We start from the raw sequence: 16,665 nt of genomic DNA on the forward strand, positions 1-16,665 counted from the left end.
CAGGCCGCCGTTTCTTACCTGCAGTATAGAACACTCACAAAACCGTCGCGAGCGGCAGTGCATTGTGGCCGAGAAGCGCAGCTGTGCTAGAGCACAGCGAGCATCGCAGACCGCAAGGCGCGCCGCGCAGCAGGTTTGGTGAGATGTTCTTAGTGCGTTTCGCTGGCTGCTGGTGCTGCGGCAGCGGCGTCAGCAATAGCTTGCAGACGTTGTTGGTAAAACACTTCGAAGTTGATCTCGGCCAGGTGCACTGGCGGGAAGCCGGCACGGGTGATCACGTCGGCGATGTTGGCGCGCAGGTAAGGGTAGATGATGTTCGGGCAGCCGATTCCCAGCAGCGGATCGAGTTGATCAGCAGGAATGTTGCGTGCTTCGAAGATACCAGCTTGCTTGCCTTCGACCAGGAAAGCGACTTTATCGCCGACTTTGGCGGTAACGGTGATGGTCACGGTGGCTTCGAAGATACCGTCGGCCAGAGGCGCAGCGCCCACGTCCAGAGCCACTTCGATCGCTGGTGCTTCTTGTTCCAAGAAAATAGCTGGGGAATTTGGTTGTTCCAGCGACATGTCTTTCAGGTAGACGCGTTGGATTTGGAAGACTGGTTGCAGGTTTTCGTCAGACATGGAACGCTTTCGTTGTAAGGGACAAGAACGGCACACCGTTCAAATATGGTGCTTGCGGTATTCAAACCGCGCCGGGTAGGCGCGGCCAGATCAGGTGCGAGGGCAATTGTATCAAAACAATACGACAAAAAACCAAGCAATTTCTCGAACCCGCTTTATATCAGGCTGCCGTGCCATTTAACAAGGGGTCCAGCTTGCCGGCTTGATCGAGCGCATACAAATCGTCGAAACCGCCCACGTGGGTTTCGCCCACATAGATCTGCGGCACCGTGCGGCGGCCCGTGCGTTCCATCATCTTGATGCGCTCTTCCGGGTCGAGGTCGACGCGGATCTTTTGCACGGTCACGCCCTTGGCTTCCAACAGGCGCTCGGCGCGCACGCAATACGGGCACACGGCGGTGCTGTAAACAATTACTGGTACGGTCATGATGCTTCCTTCAGTTAAGGCCGGCTTACTTGGCCAGCGACAAGGTTTTCAATGGCAAACCCTGCTTTTTCCATTCGTCGATGCCGCCTTCCAGGCTCGTTGCCTCAGCGAAACCGGCTTTGCCCAGCAGGCCGACGGCCGTTGCCGAACGCGAACCTTTCTGGCAAACCACTACAATGGGGCGTGTTTTGAATTTTTCCAGCTCGCCCAGGCGTTTTGCCAGTTCCGGCAGCGGCATATTTTTTGCGTCAGGCAAGTGGCCCGTGGCGAATTCTTCCGCGCTGCGCACGTCGACAATGATGGTCTTGCCTCGGTTGATCAGTTGCGTGACTTCCAGCACGGTCGCGCGTTTGCCGCGCATCGACAGCAGTGGCCAGAGGAGGGCGCCGCCGGAAATAATGACGATGGCAAACAGAAAAATGTGGTCGATAATGAATTTCACGTAGGGTCCAATGGTTTAAGTCAATCCGCGCATTATAAAATAGAAGCTGGACGAGGTCTTTTTACGTTTTGCTTTTTTGATTTGAACCCCTTGAGAAGATAGAACTATGTACAAAATCGTTTTCATGCGTCACGGCGAGTCCACCTGGAATCTCGATAACCGCTTCACCGGCTGGACCGACGTCGATCTGACGGAAAAGGGCGTCAACGAAGCCAAGGCCGCCGGCCAGATCCTCAAGCAGGAAGGTTTTACGTTCGACGTGGCCTACACTTCCGTCCTGAAGCGCGCCATCCGCACCCTGTGGCTGGCGCTCGACGAGATGGACATGATGTATTTGCCAATCAAGAACGACTGGCGCTTGAACGAGCGCCACTACGGCGCTTTGCAAGGCCTGGACAAGGGCGAGACGGCCGCCAAGTATGGCGACGAGCAAGTATTGGTGTGGCGCCGCAGCTACGACACGCCGCCGCCGCCGCTGGAAGCGAACGATGACCGCGCCTCGTTCAACGATCCGCGCTACGCCGGCTTGCCGAAAGCGTCGATTCCGCTGACCGAATGCCTGAAAGACACCGTGGCGCGCGTGATGCCGTCCTGGGATGAGGAAATCGCCCCGGCCATCCGCGCCGGCAAGAAAATCATCATTTCGGCCCACGGCAACAGCCTGCGCGCGCTGATCAAGATGCTCGATGGCATCAGCGACAGTGATATCGTCGGCCTGAACATTCCGAACGGCCAGCCGCTCGTGTATGAACTGGACGCCGACCTGAAACCGATCCGTCATTACTACCTGGGCGACCCGGCAGCGATTGCGGCAGCGCAAGCGGCCGTGGCGAACCAAGGGAAGGCCAAGTAACTTGTTGTCTTTCTTCCGCGGCACAGCGATCGCCCCCTCTGCTGAACGACCCCTGCCGGCGTGGCGCGCCGGCGCCATGCTGTGCGCAGCGCTGCTGTTCTCCAGCGCTGCCGCACAGGGTGCCAAGCCCACCGAACGCAGCAAGCAGAAAGCGGTCGCGGAAGCACAACGTGCTGGATTGCAACAAAAGCTGACGGCACTCAAGCGCGACATCAGCCGCACGGAAAGTGCCAAGGACGACGCGGCCGATACCCTGGCCGAGTCGGAAGAGGCCATTTCCAACGCCAACCGCGCCTTGCGCGACCTGGCGCAGGAGCAAAGCGCGACGGGCGTGAAACTCAATGCGCTGGGGCAAGAGCACCAGCAACTGACGGTCACCGTCGAAAAACAAAAAGCGCAGCTGTCCAAATTGCTGCGTGAACAATATGTCGCAGGCAACGAAGACCGCATCAAGCTGCTCTTGTCGGGCGACAATCCGAACCGCATCAACCGCGACTTGCAATTGATGGCCTATGTGTCGCAGGCGCAGGCGCGCCTGCTGGAGGCCTTGCGCGCCAATTTGCTGGCGGTGGAGAAAAACCAGGCGGACGTGCAGAACGCCAAGGATGAACTGGAAGAAATCGCCCAGGAAGAGCGCGACCAGAAGGCCCTGCTGGTGCAGGAAAAGGCGCGCCGCGCCGCCTTGCTGACAAGCTTGTCGCAGCGCCTGGTGGCGCAGCGCAAGGAAGTGGGCAATGTCGAGCGCGACGAACAGCGCATGGGCAGCCTGGTCGACAAGCTGGCGAAACTGATCGAAGAGCAGGCCGCCGCCGCTGCGGCAGAAAAGAAACGCCAGCAATTGCTGGCCGAGCAGCGCGCCGCCGCGAAAGCGGCCGCCGACGCCAAGATCGCCGCGGAAAAACGCGAACGCTTGCTGGCCGCGCGCGCCAAGGCCGCCCAGGCGCAGGCCGAACGCGAGCGCCTGGCGAAAGAGCAACAGAACAAATCGGGCAAGATCAAGCCGCAGACGCCGCCAGCGCCCGTGAAACTGGAGCCGATCGACGACGACGAGCCGCCGCAGGTGGCCAAGGTAACGCCGAAACCAGAGCCGAAGCCGGAACCGGAGCCGGAACGCCCAAGCCTGGGCCCGGCGGCGCCGGCCGGCGCCTTTGCCAGCCTGAAAGGGCAGTTGCGCGCCCCTGTGGCGGGCAAGATCGCCGCCCGCTTCGGCAGCAAGCGCGGTGACGGCCCCAGCTGGAAGGGCGTGTTCATCCGCACGGGCGAAGGCAGCGAAATCCACGCCATCGCCGGCGGCCGGGTCGTGTTTTCCGACTGGCTGCGCGGTTTCGGCAATTTGATCATCGTCGACCATGGCGGCCAGTACATGAGTATTTATGGCAATAACCAATCCTTGCTGAAACGCGTGGGCGATGCCGTCAAGGGCGGCGACGCCATTGCCAGCGCGGGCAATAGCGGCGGCAACGAGGAATCAGGGCTATACTTTGAATTGCGCCATCAGGGCCGCGCCTTCGACCCCGCCACCTGGGTGAAGTTTTAAGTTCCCCAGCGAATTTGTAGATTGCGAAGAATACATGGGTATCAAAGTTAAAAGTATCGGCCTGATTGGTCTGGGCGTCCTGGCCGGCATCGGCATGTCGCTGCAGTTCCCGGCCGTGGCGCAGAAAATCACGAATGCCCCGCTGCCGCTCGACGAGCTGCGCCAGCTGTCCGACGTCTTCGGCCTGATCAAGTCCGACTATGTCGAGAAAGTGGAAGACAAGAAACTCTTGACGGAAGCCATTTCCGGCATGGTCTCGTCGCTGGACCCGCATTCCGTCTACCTGGATAAAAATGCCTTCAAGGAAATGCGCGAAAGCGTGCAAGGCAAGTTTGTCGGTATCGGCATCGAAGTGAGCATGGAAGACGGCTACGTGAAAGTCGTCTCGCCCATCGAGGACAGCCCGGCCGCCAAGGCCGGCATCCTGGCTGGCGACCTGATCACCCGCCTCGACAATATCCCGCTGAAGGGCTTGCAGCTGGAGGACGTCATCAAGAAGATGCGCGGCCAGCCCGGCAGCAAGCTGGTGCTGACCATGTCGCGCAAGGGCGAAAGCAAACCGCTGGTGTTCCCCATCGTGCGCGAGGAAATCCGCGTGCAAAGCGTGAAGGCGAAGATGGTCGCGCCCGGCTACGCCTGGCTGCGCATCGCCCAGTTCCAGGAACCGACCGTCGATGACATGGTCAAAAAGATCAACGCGCTGTATGCGCAAGACCCCAAGCTCAAGGGCCTGGTGCTGGACTTGCGCAACGATCCCGGTGGCGTCGTGCCGGGCGCTATCGGCGTGGCGACGGCATTTCTTCCGGGTAATTCCGTGATCGTTTCCACCAAGGGCCAGTTGCCCGAGTCGAAGCAAGTGTTTTATGGCCGTCGCGAATTTTATGCGCCGCCGGGCGCCAAGGCCGACCCGCTGGCCAAGCTTCCTGCCGCGCTGAAAACCGTGCCGCTGGTGGTGCTGGTCAATGCCGGCTCCGCGTCCGCCTCGGAAATCGTCGCCGGCGCCTTGCAGGATTACCAGCGTGCCACCGTCATCGGCACGCAAACGTTCGGCAAGGGTTCCGTGCAAACCTTGCGCCAGATCACAGCCGACACGGCCGTCAAGCTGACGACGGCCCGCTACTACACGCCGAAAGGCCGGGCCATTCAGGCGCGCGGCATCGTGCCCGACTTGCTGGTCGATGAAACGGCCGAAGGCGATGGCTGGAACAGCCTGCGCGTGCGCGAGGCGGACCTGGAAAAACACTTGAGCAGCAACGATGGCAAGCCGGAAGCGGCCAAGCCGACCATGGAAGGCATGCAGGATCAATTGGAAGAAGAGCAGCGCCTGATCGCCACGGCGAAAAAGCGCAAGCCGCTCGAATACGGCGCCAAGGACGATTTCCAGCTGCAGCAAGCCTTGAACCACTTCCAGGGCTTGCCGGTGCAGCTGGCCAAGGTGGACCCGAAGGCGGAGAAGATCGGCGCCAAGCCGGAAATTGCTTCCGACATCAAGGCCGATGACAAGAAGATTCCTGTGCAAAAACCGTAGTCGCCGCCATGAACGACGCCCAGCTGCTGCGCTATTCGCGCCATATCCTGCTTGATCCGATCGGCATTGAAGGCCAGCAAGCCTTGCTCGATGCGCATGTGCTGGTGATCGGCGCGGGCGGGCTCGGCTCGCCGGCCGCCATGTATCTGGCCGCCAGCGGCGTCGGCAAGCTGACCCTGGTTGATGACGATACGGTCGACCTGACCAATCTGCAGCGCCAGATCGCCCACACCACGGCCCGCGTGGGCCAGCCGAAAGTGCTGTCGGCGCGCGAAACCTTGATCGGCATCAATCCCGAGATAGCCATCGTCGCCTTGCAAGAGCGCCTCGACGGCGCGCGCCTGGCCGAACTGGTCTGCTCCGCCACGGTGGTGCTCGATTGCACCGACAACTTCGCTACGCGCCACGCCGTCAACCGCGCCTGCGTGGCGGCCCGGGTGCCGCTGGTGTCGGGCGCCGTGATCCGTTTCGACGGGCAAGTGAGCGTGTTCGACCCGCGCACGGGCACCCAGCCATGTTATTCCTGCCTGTTCCCGCAGGAGCAGCAGTTCACGGACGAGGCGTGCTCGAGCATGGGCGTGTTCGCGCCGCTGGTGGGCGTGGTGGGCGCCATGCAGGCGGCCGAGGCGCTGAAACTCATCATGGGCGTGGGCGAATCCTTGGCCGGCCGGCTGCTGCTGCTCGACGGTTTGCACATGGAATGGAGCAGCATGCGCGTCGCGCGCGACCCCGGCTGCGCCGTTTGCGGTGGAGTGGTCTTGCCACTCTGAGTAGCCCCGCACAAATTTTTCCCCATATGACAGGCTTTGTCATATTTCCGCTTTATACTCTGCTCTCATTACTCACCTTCTTCTCTCTTTCATATGCAAAACGCAGCAAACCATCCGATACGCCAGCGCCGCGCGCGCGGCTTCACTTTGATCGAAATCATGGTCGTGGTGGTGATCATGGGCATCCTCGCTTCGCTGGTGGTACCCAAGCTGATCGCCCGCACGGGCGAGTCGAAAGTGGCGGCGGCGAAAGTCGACATCTCCACCGTGATGCAAGCCTTGAAACTGTATCGCCTGGACAACCAGCGCTACCCGACCACCGAACAGGGCTTGCGTGCCCTGGTCGAGAAGCCGACCACGGGTCCGGCCGCGAATGGCTGGAAGGCGGGCGGCTACCTGGAAAAGATGCCGAAAGATCCGTGGGGCAACCCATACCAGTTCCTGTCACCGGGCGTGAAAGGCGAAGTCGACATCATTTCGCTGGGTGCCGACGGCCAGCCTGGCGGTAGCGGCGACGATGCCGATATCGGCTCCTGGGAACTGTAAGTTTTTCATTGCATGCCTGCCATGACCACCGGTCTGCGCCAGCGCGGCTTCACGCTGATCGAATTGCTGGTGGTGATGGTCATCATCGGGGTGACCCTGGGCCTGGTGTCGCTGAACGCCATGCCGAATGGCCAGCAAGCGCTGCAAAAGGAAGCCGAGCGCATCGCCCTGCTGCTGCAGCTGGCGCGCGATGAAGCCATCGTGCGCAGCCGGCAAGTGGCGTTCGAGGCTGACGAAAATCAATACCGTTTCCTGGTCCTCAATGAAAAGCTGTGGCAACCCGTGACGCAGGACGATTTGCTGCGCGAACGCGCGTTTGCCAACACGCCCATGCTGCTCAGCGTGCAGCCGTCGAACAGCGTGGCCCAGCCGCTGCGCATCATTTTCGGCCGCGAACCGGTCGACAAGCCTTTCGTGCTGACCCTGGCCAGCGGCGAGCGCAGCGTGGCCATCCGCGCCGACGGCATCGGCCATTTCACGGTCGAGCAATGATGGGCCTCTCCCGACCACGCCGCCAGCGCGGCTTCACTTTGCTGGAAGTCCTGGTGGCACTGGTCATCGTCGGCACGGCCCTGGGCGCCTCGCTGCGCGCCGTCGGCAGCCTGACGCAGAACAGCGACGGCTTGCGCAGCGCCATGATGGCCACCTGGTCGGCGGAAAACCACCTGGTGCGGCTGCGCCTGGCGAAAACCTTCCCGCAGACGGGCAAGCGCACGGTCGACTGCCCGCAGGGCGATTTAAAACTGATCTGCGAGGAGGAAGTGGTGGCCACGCCGAATCCCCGCATCCGGCAAGTGCGCGTGAATGTGTACGACGTGCAATACCCGGCCCGGCGCATCGTGCGCTTGGTCTTGCTGGCGTTCAACGACTGATGGCGCGCCGCACTGTTTCCGTCGCGGGTTTCACCTTGATCGAGCTGCTCGTGGCGATCGGCATCCTGGCCATGGTCGCTGTGCTGGGCTGGCGTGGCCTGGACAGCATCATGCGTTCGCGTGAAGTGCTGACCAGCCAGCTGGAGCAGGCGCGCGGCATGCAGTTGGCGTTTGCCCAGATGCAGAGCGATTGCGACCACCTGGCCGGCGCCGGGCTGAACAACAGCCTGCTGAATGGCCGCCTGAACCTGTCGGCGGAAAATGACCGCCTGACCCTGGTGCGCCTGGCCGCATCGGAACAGGAGCCGCAACAGTTGCAAGTGGTCACTTACCGTCTGCGCGGCGGCGTGCTGACGCGGCGCGAGTCGAACGGCACGCGCGACCTGGCCGTGCTCGACACCCTGTGGCAGGCGGCGCGCGACGATACCGATACCTCCAACGCCGACGTGGCCCTGATGCATGGCGTCGACAGCATGGTCATGCGCGGTCAAAAGCGCCAAAATACGCCGAATCCTGAGTGGATCAGCATGCTTGCCGGTACAAAAACAGAGGATTTTGTCGGCCTGGAAGTGACCTTGCAAATGCCGGGCCAGGACGCGGGCCTGTCCAAAGTCTTCTTGTTGGGGCCGGGATGAAGCCGTTTATTCGCCCCGGCCGCCAGCGCGGCGTGGCCGTCATCACGGCCCTGCTGCTGACGGCGCTGGCCATTACCGTCGTCACCAGCCTGTTCTGGCAGCAGCAAGTGCAGGTGCGCTCGATGGAAAACCAGCGCCTGCGCCTGCAAACGCAGTGGGCCATGCGCGGCATGGTCGATTTCGCCCGCTTCTGGCTGCGCCAGGACAATCCGTCGCAAACGGCGCTGGACGGCGTGTGGGCCACGCCCATCGAGGAAGCGCGGCTCGACGATTACGTCGACCGCGAGAAGGTCGACACGGAAAAATTTGACGCCACCGTCTCGGGCCGCGCGCTCGATGCGCAGGCGCGGTTTAATATTACCAACCTGGTCGCCGCCACGGGCGGCATCAATCCGAAGCAGGTGCTGGCTTACCAGCGTTTGCTGTCGAACCTGCGGCTCGATAGCGGCCTGGCGCAGGCAACGGCCGATGCCGTGCTGCGCGCGAAGCCGAAACTGCGCGCCATGGACAGCGGCAGCGATGGCAAGACGCCCGCCGCCGCGCCCCCATCGGACGGCAGCAGCGAGCCGGTGGCGTTCACGCAGATCGAGGATTTGCTGGCCGTGCCCGGCTACACGCCGCAGATGATCGAGCAGTTGCGCGATTTCGTCATCATCTTGCCGGAACTCACGCCGGTCAACGTGAATACGGCGCCGGCCGCGGTGCTGGCGGCCGTGACGATGATGTCCTTGTCCGAGGCCAGCGCCCTGACCTTGAGCAATCCGCGCAAAAAGTTTGTCGATTTGGCAAACTTCAAGAATAATATTAATGCCGAACTGATTGCTACCGTGGAACTCGACGTGAAGAGCCGCTACTTCCTCACCGTCATCCGCGTGCGGCTGGATCGCGCCGCCCTCGATGCCGTGGCGCTTGTCAATCGAAATACGGATCCGCAGCGCACCACCAGCCTGGTCTGGTTGCGGGAAAATTAACCCCTGAAAGCGAGTCACTTTGACAATATTGTATATCCGTCACCCGGCCAGGGCGTCCACCGACAGCGCGCCTGCCTGCTCCTTCGTGCTGGCCGGCGATGGCGGCGCCCTGCTGCAGCAGGGCAGCGCGCCGCTGGGCAGCCTGGGGCAGTTGATTGCCGGCGCGAAGCAGGTGGTCTTGCTGCTGGCGGCGGCCGACGTGACTCTGCTGCGCCTGAAAACCCCGCCGCTGGCCGGCGCCCGCCTGCGCGCGGCCTTGCCGGGCCTGGTGGAAGAACATATCCTCGGTGACACTCAGGATTGCCTGCTGGCCGCCGGTGCGCCCGATGCTGCCGGCATGCGCACGGTCGCCGTGGCGCAGCGCGCCTGGGCCGCGGTACTGGTGCAAGCGTTGCTGGTGCAGGGGGCGCGCAAGGTGGCGCTGCTGCCGTCGCAGCTATGCCTGCCCTTGCAGCCGGGCAGCGTGACGGCATACTTGCAGGCGGCCGGCGACGGCCTGGAACTGGCCTTGCGCCAGGCGCCGCAAGAGGGGCTGGGCCTGGTCTTGCCGGCCCAGCCGCAGCAGGCGCTGCTGACGACGCGTGCGTTTGCCGGCGACGTGCCCCTGACGGTCTACGTGGCGCAGGCCGAGCTGGCGCAGTATCAGCAGCTCGCTGCCGGCATGGACGGCGTGACGCTGGAGAGCGACCATTGGGCGCACTGGATCGCCGGCGCCAAGGGCGCTGGGCTGGACCTGGCGCCCGCGCTGGGCACGGCCACGGGATCGGCCACCGAATGGCGCCGCTGGCGCTGGCCGCTGCGCCTGGCGCTGCTGGCCGTGGTCGTCAACCTGGCCGGCATGAATATCGAATGGATGCGCTTGAAGCGCGAGGCCGCCACCGTGCGCACCTCGATGCAGCAAACCTTCAAGGCCGCGTATCCGAATGAAGCGCCGGTGTATGGCCTGGAAGCGGAGCAGATGCGGCGCAATATCGCTGCCGCCCGCCTGCAAAGCGGGCAAGCCAGCATGGATGATTTCACCAGCATGAGCGCGGCGCTGGGCGAGGCCTTGGGCGCTCTGGCCGGACGCGGCGTGGTGGCCTCGCTGGAATACCGCGAGCGCAGCTTGATCGTCACATTGAAACCGGATATGGTCGATGCCAGCGCCCAGGCGCAGGTGCGCGACGGCCTGGCCGCGCGCAAGCTGGCCTTGAATGAAACGGCGCCGGGCGTGTGGAAGATCACGCCGGCCACGGGAGCAAAAGCATGAGTGCAGCAGTCAATCAGGCGCGCGCCGCGCTGGCGGGACAACGGCAAAATGTGCAGGCCTTCTGGGCCGAGCGCACGCAGCAGGAGCGCAAGCTCTTGACCATCGGCGGCGTGGTGGCGGGGCTGGCCCTCGTCTACGCGGTGTTTTTCGAGCCGGCCTGGACGGGCCGCATCGCCTTGCAAAAGAGCTTGCCCGAGCTGCGCCAGAACGCGGCCCAGTTGCAGGCGCTGGCACGCGAGGCGGGCGAACTGGCGCGCCAGGCGCCCGTGCAGGTCGCCCCCATGAGCCGTGACAGCATAGACGCATCGCTGAAAGCGCGCGGCTTGGCGCCGCAATCGCTGTCGCTGACGGGAGAGTACGCGCGCGTGCAGTTGAACGGCGTGCCGTTTGCCAGTGTCATGCTGTGGCTGGACGGCTTGCGCCGCGAAGGCCGCGTGGCGGTGCAGGAAGCGAAGATCACGGCGCAGAGCAAGGCGGGGCTGGTCGACGCCAGTCTGACCCTGCACCAGAGCCCTGGCGCGGCACGATGAGGCGCTTGCTTGGCTGGCTGCTGGCCATCAGCGTCAGCGTCTGCGTCACCCTGCTGGTATTTTTCCCGGCCGGCTGGGTCGCCGGCATCGTGGAAAAGCAGACGGGCGGACGTTTGACCTTGGGCGACGCGCAAGGTACCCTGTGGCGCGGTTCGGCCTTTATCGGCGGGGCGGCCAGCGCGAACGGCGCCGTGACGCCGCTGCTGCCGGGGCGTTTCAGCTGGCGCATTTCGCCCTCGGTGCTGTGGGGATCGGCGGACGTGGAACTGCAAAACCCGCAGGCGCTGTCGCAGCCGGTGAACCTGCGCGGTTCGTGGTCGCACTGGCAGGTCAGCCCGGCGGCCCTGCTGCTGCCGGCCGATGGCCTGGGCGGCCTCGGTGCACCGTTAAATACCGTGGCGCCGACGGGCAGCATGCGCCTGTCGTGGAGCACCCTGCAGCTGGCTCTGGAGCAGCGGCAGTTTTCCGCCGTCGGCCGCACCACCTTGCAGATGACGGACATGGCGTCGCGCCTGTCGTCCTTGCGTCCGCTGGGCAGCTACGAGCTCGATTTCGATTGGCAGGGGCAGCAGGCGACGTTGACCTTGCGCTCCATCAAGGGACCGCTGCTGCTCGACGGCAGCGGCAGCCTGCAACAGGGGCGCATGCAGTTTTCCGGCCAGGCCCAAGCCGCAGCAGGATATGAAGAGACCTTGGCGAGTTTGTTGAATTTGCTGGGACAGCGCCGTAGCAATAGCGAAAAAAACATCATCGCCTTAGAGTTCAGACAATGAAAAAACCATCCGTGAGCCCCCATACTTTCTCCTTTTCGCTGCGCCGCCTGTCGGCCGCCGCCTTGCTGTGCTGTTCCGTGGCCGGCATGCCGGCACCCGCCTGGGCCGCGCCCGGCGATGAAGCGGCGCTCAATTTCGTCGGCGCCGACATCGAGTCGGTGATCAAGGCCGTGGGCCATTACACCAACATCAATTTCGTCATCGACCCGCGCGTCAAGGGCACGATCACGCTGGTGTCGGAAAAATCGATCAGCAAAACTCAGGCCTTCGGGCTGCTGGCCTCCGCGCTGCGCCTGCAGGGCTATGCGGTGGTCTCCGGCGACGGCTACGCGAAAGTGGTGCCGGAAGCGGACGCCAAGCTGCAATCCGTGCCGACCCAGGTGGGCAATGGCGCCAGCCAGGTGAAGGGCGACCAGATCGCCACCCAGGTGTTTTACCTGAACTACGAATCGTCGGCCAACCTGCTGGCCGTGCTGCGCCCGCTGATTTCGCCGAACAACACGATCAACGCCAATCCGGGCAACAATTCGCTGGTGATCACCGATTACGCGGATAACCTCAAGCGCCTGGCGAAGATCATCGCCGCGCTCGACGTGCCCGCCTCGACGGACCTGGACGTGATCCCCGTGCGCTATGCCATCGCCTCCGACCTGGCCTCGATGGTGAATAAACTGATGGAAGGCGGGAATGCGGGCGCCGCCGCAGGGGCTGACGCTGGCAAGGTCTCCGTGCTGGCCGACCCGCGCACCAATTCGCTGGTGCTGCGCGCGCCGTCGGCGGCGCGCGCCAACCTGGCCAAGTCGCTGATCTCGAAGCTGGACCAGCCCACCACGCAGCTGGGCAATGTGCACGTGGTGTACCTCAAAAATGCGGACGCCACCAAGCTGGCGCAGACCTTGCGCTCGGTGGTGACGTCGGACGGCACGGCCGCCACGGCGCAGCAGGGCGTCGGCAACCAGAACACGAACAACCAGATCAGCCAGAACAACAGCGGCATGAACAGCACTGGTCTGGGCGGCAATACGCAAAGCGGCAGCACCGGCGGCGCTTCGCTGAACAACGCGCCGCAGCAGCTGTCGTCCGGCGGCGCGGCCGGTTTCATCCAGGCCGATGCGTCGACGAATACGCTGATTTTGACCTGTAACGAAGCCGTGTACCGCAACCTGCGCGCCGTGATCGACCAGCTCGACGTGCGCCGCGCCCAGGTCTACATCGAGGCGCTGATCGTCGAAGTGACGTCGGCCAAGGCGTCCGAATTCGGCGTGCAGTGGCTGGGGCTGTCGGGCGACAGCACCAGCAACTACCGCGTGGGCGCCTTGCAGTCGTTCGCCGGCGGCACTACCAACAACATCGGCGCCATCGCCACGGGCGGCGGCAAGGTCTTGCCGACGGGCGGCCTGACCCTGGGCATCTTCAAGCAGATCAACGGCGCGCTGGGTCTGGGCGCCGTGGCGCATGCGCTGGAATCGGACGGCAATGCGAATATCCTGTCGACGCCGAACCTGATCACCCTGGACAATGAACTGGCGACCATCAAGGTGGGCCAGAACGTGCCTATCCTGACGGGCCAGTACACCAGCACGGCCGGCACCAATACGAACCCGTTCCAGACCATCGACCGCAAGGAAGTGGGCCTGACCCTGAAGGTGCGCCCGCAGATTTCCGAGGGCGGCACGATCAAGCTGGGTATCTATCACGAGACGTCGAGCGTGGACAAATCCACCGCGTCGGCCGTCAGCGGCATCACCATCAACAACCGCGTGATCGAAAACAATGTGCTGGCCGACGATGGCCAGATCATCGTGCTCGGCGGCCTGATCGAGGACACCACGGGCGACAACGCGGAAAAAGTGCGCGGCCTGGGCGACATTCCCCTGATCGGCAACCTGTTCAAGTACCAGACACGCGAGCGCAAGAAAACCAACCTGATGATCTTCCTGCGCCCCGTCATCGTGCGCAACAAGGAGCAGAGCGGCAGCCTGGCGGCTGACCGCTACGACTACATGCGCTCGGCCGAGACGGCCGCCGTGCCGGCCACGGGCAACCTGATGCTGAAAGACCTGGGTACGCCCGTCTTGCCGGCCCTGCAGGATGGCCAGCCGGTGGGCGGCAACATGGTGACGCGTCCCGTGCCGCCGGCGCCGACGCCGCCGCCAGGCGCGCCGGCCAACGCGGCCACCCCGCCGCAGCCGCTGCTGCAGCAATACCAGCAGCAGCAACAGCCACAGAAGTGATGGGACAGCCATGAGCAATCTGCTTCCCTACGCCTACGCGCGCGATTTCGGCTTGCTGGCCCGGCCCGGCGCGGTCGATGGCGCCCCGGTCGAAGTGCTGGTGGCCGCATCCACGGCGCCGGCGGCCATTGCCGAAGTATCGCGCCGTTTCGGCCAGATCCAGTTGACGGTGCTGCCGCGCGGCGAACTCGATGCGGCCATTGCAGGCGCCTACGCGGGCGGCGGCGGCGACGCCTCGCAGATGGCCGATGAATTCGATGCCGACCTGGATCTCACCAAGCTGCTGCAGGACGTGCCGGCCATCGAGGACTTGCTCGAATCGTCCGACGACGCGCCCGTCATCCGCATGATCAACGCGCTGCTCACGCAGGCGCTGCGCGAAGGCGCGTCCGACATTCACATCGAGCCGTTCGAGCAGACCTCCGTCGTGCGCTTTCGCATCGATGGCAGCCTGCGCGACGTGGTGCGCCCGCGCAAGGCCATCCACGGTTCGCTGATTTCGCGCATCAAGATCATGGCGCAGCTCGACATCGCCGAAAAACGCTTGCCGCAGGACGGCCGCATCACCTTGCGCGTGGGCGGCAAGCCCGTCGACGTGCGCGTCTCGACCCTGCCCACCGGGCATGGCGAACGGGCCGTGTTGCGCTTGCTGGACAAGGAAGCGGGCCGCCTCGACCTGCAGCACCTGGGCATGAGCGCGCCCATGTTGAAACAGTTCGATGGCCTGATCACGCAGCCGCACGGCATCGTGCTCGTCACCGGTCCGACTGGCTCGGGCAAGACCACCACCCTGTACGCGGCGCTGTCGATGCTCAACGCCACCACCACGAACATCCTGACGGTGGAAGATCCGATCGAGTACGACCTGGCCGGCGTGGGCCAGACGCAGGTCAATCCGCGCATCGACATGACCTTTGCCAAGGCGCTGCGGGCGATTCTGCGGCAAGACCCTGACGTGATCATGATCGGCGAGATCCGCGACCTGGAAACGGCGCAGATCGCCGTGCAGGCATCCTTGACGGGCCATCTGGTGCTGGCGACCCTGCACACGAACGACGCCTCGGCGGCCGTCACGCGCTTGCTGGACATGGGCATCGAACCGTTCCTGCTGTCGTCGTCCTTGCTCGGCGTGCTGGCGCAGCGGCTGGTGCGCAAATTGTGTGGTTCCTGCAAGACCTTCGATGGCCAAAGCGGATATTGGCAGGCGGTCGGTTGCGAGCAGTGCGGCCAGACGGGCTACCAAGGCCGCGTGGGCGTGTACGAACTGCTGCGCACGACGGAACAGATCCGCGCGCAGATCCACAACCGCGCTTCGGAAGCGGACGTGCGCGCCGTTGCCCTGCAGGACGGCATGACGAGCATGCGCGACGACGGCGAACGCTGGCTGCGCGACGGCACCACCACGCAGGCCGAGTTGCTGCGCGTGACCAAAGACTAGGCCCGCCACCATGCCCGCATTCCGTTATGAAGCCGTCGACGCCCAGGGCGCTACCCGCAAGGGCGTGCTCAATGCCGACAGTCCCCGCTCCGCGCGCGCCGAACTGCGCGTGCAAGGCCTGGTGCCGCTGGCCGTCGAGCCGATCGCCGCGCAGGTCGATGCCGCCGGCGTCACCAAGCGGCGCGGCTTCGGCGAGCGCCTGTCCAGCACCGAGCTGGCCCTGTTTACGCGCCAGCTGGCCAGCCTGCTGGAAGCGGGCCTGCCGCTGGAGCAGGCGTTTTCCGCGCTGCTGGAACAGGCCGAGCGGCCGTATCTGCGCGACCTGATCGCTTCGATCCGTTCGGAAGTGATCGGCGGCGCCGCGTTCTCCGACGTGCTGGCACGCCATCCGCGCGATTTCGCGGAAATTTATCGGGCGCTGGTGGCCTCGGGCGAGCAGATCGGCCATTTGTCGCGCGTGCTGTCGCGCCTGGCCGACTACATCGAGCGGCGCAATGCGCTGGTGCAGAAGGTCAAGCTGGCGTTTACCTATCCGGCCATCGTCACCGTGGTGGCGTTTTCCATCGTGATCTTCCTGCTTACCTACGTGGTGCCGCAGATCGTTTCCGTATTCGCCAACACCAAGCAGAAGCTGCCCATGCTGACGGTGATCATGCTGGCGCTGTCGGACTTCGTGCGCCACTATGGCATCGTGGTGGGCATCGTCCTGATTGGCGCCTGGTTCGCCTGGCGCCGCGCGCTGCAGCAGCCGGCCTTGAAGCGGCGCTGGCATACCTGGCTGCTGACGGCGCCTTTGTACGGCAAGTTCGAGCGCAGCCTGAATACGGCGCGTTTCGCCAGCACCCTGGCCATCACCACGGGCTCCGGCGTGCCGATCCTGCGCGCGCTCGACACCAGCCGCGATACCTTGACCAATGTGGCGATGCAGGAACTGGTGGAAGAAGCCAGCGGCGCCGTGCGCGAGGGCGTCAGCCTGGCGCGCGCGCTGTCGGCGCAAAAGCATTTTCCGCCCATGCTGATCCACATGATACGCGCGGGCGAAATCACGGGCGAGCTGCCGGCCATGCTGGAACGTGCCGCCAGTGCGCAGGAGCAAGACCTGGAACGCCGCACCCTGACCATCGCGGGCTTGCTGGAACCGGCCCTGATCCTGGCCATGGGCGTGGTGGTGCTGCTGATCGTGCTGGCCGTGCTGATGCCGATTATCGAAATCAATCAGCTCGTCAGATAAGAAACT

At 64.0% G+C, this 16,665-nt stretch carries 18 protein-coding genes; 15 read left to right on the forward strand and 3 right to left on the reverse strand.

Going from position 1 to position 16,665, the window contains the following annotated elements; genetic code table 11:
- Positions 1-149 precede the first annotated feature (149 nt).
- The 3 genes from secB to CNX70_RS02675 all read right to left on the reverse strand — a co-directional run bounded on the left by secB (position 150) and on the right by CNX70_RS02675 (position 1,492).
- The gene (secB, locus tag CNX70_RS02665) at positions 150-623 is read right to left on the reverse strand and encodes a protein-export chaperone SecB (RefSeq protein ID WP_010394167.1); all 474 of its coding nucleotides are present in this window, start codon (positions 621-623) and stop codon (positions 150-152) included.
- Positions 624-783: 160 nt separating this feature from the next.
- The gene (gene grxC, locus CNX70_RS02670; protein ID WP_096233262.1) at positions 784-1,050 is read right to left on the reverse strand and encodes a glutaredoxin 3; all 267 of its coding nucleotides are present in this window, start codon (positions 1,048-1,050) and stop codon (positions 784-786) included.
- Between the two features lie 25 nt (positions 1,051-1,075).
- Entirely contained in the window at positions 1,076-1,492 is a 417-nt protein-coding gene (locus CNX70_RS02675; protein ID WP_071079850.1) for a rhodanese-like domain-containing protein, read from the reverse strand.
- A gap of 106 nt (positions 1,493-1,598) precedes the next feature.
- On the opposite strand from CNX70_RS02675, the gene gpmA reads away from it, so the two are divergent.
- The 15 genes from gpmA to gspF all read left to right on the forward strand — a co-directional run bounded on the left by gpmA (position 1,599) and on the right by gspF (position 16,659).
- Positions 1,599-2,345, forward strand: coding sequence for a 2,3-diphosphoglycerate-dependent phosphoglycerate mutase (gene gpmA, locus CNX70_RS02680; protein ID WP_096233264.1), 747 nt, complete (start codon positions 1,599-1,601; stop codon positions 2,343-2,345).
- 76 nt (positions 2,346-2,421) lie between these two features.
- Complete coding sequence (locus tag CNX70_RS02685; RefSeq protein ID WP_096233266.1) at positions 2,422-3,882, forward strand: murein hydrolase activator EnvC family protein; 1,461 nt, start codon at positions 2,422-2,424, stop codon at positions 3,880-3,882.
- Positions 3,883-3,916: 34 nt separating this feature from the next.
- Entirely contained in the window at positions 3,917-5,410 is a 1,494-nt protein-coding gene (locus CNX70_RS02690) for a S41 family peptidase (protein ID WP_096233269.1), read from the forward strand.
- Positions 5,411-5,418: 8 nt separating this feature from the next.
- Complete coding sequence (locus CNX70_RS02695; RefSeq protein ID WP_096233271.1) at positions 5,419-6,180, forward strand: HesA/MoeB/ThiF family protein; 762 nt, start codon at positions 5,419-5,421, stop codon at positions 6,178-6,180.
- Positions 6,181-6,273: 93 nt separating this feature from the next.
- The gene (gene gspG, locus CNX70_RS02700; protein ID WP_096233273.1) at positions 6,274-6,726 is read left to right on the forward strand and encodes a type II secretion system major pseudopilin GspG; all 453 of its coding nucleotides are present in this window, start codon (positions 6,274-6,276) and stop codon (positions 6,724-6,726) included.
- A gap of 12 nt (positions 6,727-6,738) precedes the next feature.
- A complete protein-coding gene (gene gspH / locus CNX70_RS02705; protein ID WP_096233276.1) occupies positions 6,739-7,218 on the forward strand; it encodes a type II secretion system minor pseudopilin GspH in 480 nt (159 codons plus the stop codon).
- Entirely contained in the window at positions 7,215-7,598 is a 384-nt protein-coding gene (gene gspI, locus CNX70_RS02710) for a type II secretion system minor pseudopilin GspI (RefSeq protein WP_096233278.1), read from the forward strand. Before gspH ends, gspI begins: the two co-directional genes overlap by 4 nt.
- Positions 7,598-8,233 carry a PulJ/GspJ family protein gene (locus tag CNX70_RS02715; RefSeq protein WP_096233280.1) on the forward strand — a complete coding sequence of 212 codons (636 nt, stop codon included), beginning with the start codon at positions 7,598-7,600 and terminating at the stop codon, positions 8,231-8,233. The genes gspI and CNX70_RS02715 overlap by 1 nt, the downstream gene beginning before the upstream one ends.
- Positions 8,230-9,204 (forward strand): type II secretion system minor pseudopilin GspK, encoded by a 975-nt coding sequence (gspK, locus tag CNX70_RS02720; RefSeq protein WP_096233282.1) that lies wholly within the window; start codon positions 8,230-8,232, stop codon positions 9,202-9,204. Before CNX70_RS02715 ends, gspK begins: the two co-directional genes overlap by 4 nt.
- Positions 9,205-9,223: 19 nt before the next feature.
- Positions 9,224-10,453, forward strand: a complete 1,230-nt coding sequence (gspL, locus tag CNX70_RS02725) for a type II secretion system protein GspL (RefSeq protein WP_244199017.1) — start codon at positions 9,224-9,226, stop codon at positions 10,451-10,453.
- Entirely contained in the window at positions 10,450-10,983 is a 534-nt protein-coding gene (gspM, locus tag CNX70_RS02730; RefSeq protein WP_096233286.1) for a type II secretion system protein M, read from the forward strand. The genes gspL and gspM overlap by 4 nt, the downstream gene beginning before the upstream one ends.
- Positions 10,980-11,756, forward strand: a complete 777-nt coding sequence (locus tag CNX70_RS02735) for a type II secretion system protein N (RefSeq protein WP_096233288.1) — start codon at positions 10,980-10,982, stop codon at positions 11,754-11,756. Before gspM ends, CNX70_RS02735 begins: the two co-directional genes overlap by 4 nt.
- Positions 11,753-13,990 carry a type II secretion system secretin GspD gene (gspD, locus tag CNX70_RS02740; RefSeq protein ID WP_096233291.1) on the forward strand — a complete coding sequence of 746 codons (2,238 nt, stop codon included), beginning with the start codon at positions 11,753-11,755 and terminating at the stop codon, positions 13,988-13,990. The genes CNX70_RS02735 and gspD overlap by 4 nt, the downstream gene beginning before the upstream one ends.
- A gap of 10 nt (positions 13,991-14,000) precedes the next feature.
- Complete coding sequence (gspE, locus tag CNX70_RS02745; RefSeq protein WP_096233293.1) at positions 14,001-15,428, forward strand: type II secretion system ATPase GspE; 1,428 nt, start codon at positions 14,001-14,003, stop codon at positions 15,426-15,428.
- A gap of 10 nt (positions 15,429-15,438) precedes the next feature.
- Positions 15,439-16,659 carry a type II secretion system inner membrane protein GspF gene (gene gspF, locus CNX70_RS02750; protein WP_096233295.1) on the forward strand — a complete coding sequence of 407 codons (1,221 nt, stop codon included), beginning with the start codon at positions 15,439-15,441 and terminating at the stop codon, positions 16,657-16,659.
- The last annotated feature ends 6 nt before the right edge of the window (positions 16,660-16,665 follow it).

Source organism: Janthinobacterium svalbardense (genome assembly GCF_002327145.1).
Lineage (GTDB): Bacteria > Pseudomonadota > Gammaproteobacteria > Burkholderiales > Burkholderiaceae_D > Janthinobacterium > Janthinobacterium tructae.

Excerpts from the sequence above, each read along its gene's own strand:
- secB (WP_010394167.1), bottom strand. The coding sequence starts at position 623 with ATGTCTGACGAAAACCTGCAACCAGTCTTCCAAATCCAACGCGTCTAC.
- grxC (WP_096233262.1), bottom strand. The coding sequence starts at position 1,050 with ATGACCGTACCAGTAATTGTTTACAGCACCGCCGTGTGCCCGTATTGC.
- gpmA (WP_096233264.1), top strand. The coding sequence starts at position 1,599 with ATGTACAAAATCGTTTTCATGCGTCACGGCGAGTCCACCTGGAATCTC.
- CNX70_RS02685 (WP_096233266.1), top strand. The coding sequence starts at position 2,422 with ATGCTGTGCGCAGCGCTGCTGTTCTCCAGCGCTGCCGCACAGGGTGCC.
- CNX70_RS02690 (WP_096233269.1), top strand. The coding sequence starts at position 3,917 with ATGGGTATCAAAGTTAAAAGTATCGGCCTGATTGGTCTGGGCGTCCTG.
- CNX70_RS02695 (WP_096233271.1), top strand. The coding sequence starts at position 5,419 with ATGAACGACGCCCAGCTGCTGCGCTATTCGCGCCATATCCTGCTTGAT.
- gspG (WP_096233273.1), top strand. The coding sequence starts at position 6,274 with ATGCAAAACGCAGCAAACCATCCGATACGCCAGCGCCGCGCGCGCGGC.
- gspH (WP_096233276.1), top strand. The coding sequence starts at position 6,739 with ATGCCTGCCATGACCACCGGTCTGCGCCAGCGCGGCTTCACGCTGATC.
- gspI (WP_096233278.1), top strand. The coding sequence starts at position 7,215 with ATGATGGGCCTCTCCCGACCACGCCGCCAGCGCGGCTTCACTTTGCTG.
- CNX70_RS02715 (WP_096233280.1), top strand. The coding sequence starts at position 7,598 with ATGGCGCGCCGCACTGTTTCCGTCGCGGGTTTCACCTTGATCGAGCTG.
- gspK (WP_096233282.1), top strand. The coding sequence starts at position 8,230 with ATGAAGCCGTTTATTCGCCCCGGCCGCCAGCGCGGCGTGGCCGTCATC.
- gspM (WP_096233286.1), top strand. The coding sequence starts at position 10,450 with ATGAGTGCAGCAGTCAATCAGGCGCGCGCCGCGCTGGCGGGACAACGG.
- CNX70_RS02735 (WP_096233288.1), top strand. The coding sequence starts at position 10,980 with ATGAGGCGCTTGCTTGGCTGGCTGCTGGCCATCAGCGTCAGCGTCTGC.
- gspD (WP_096233291.1), top strand. The coding sequence starts at position 11,753 with ATGAAAAAACCATCCGTGAGCCCCCATACTTTCTCCTTTTCGCTGCGC.
- gspE (WP_096233293.1), top strand. The coding sequence starts at position 14,001 with ATGAGCAATCTGCTTCCCTACGCCTACGCGCGCGATTTCGGCTTGCTG.
- gspF (WP_096233295.1), top strand. The coding sequence starts at position 15,439 with ATGCCCGCATTCCGTTATGAAGCCGTCGACGCCCAGGGCGCTACCCGC.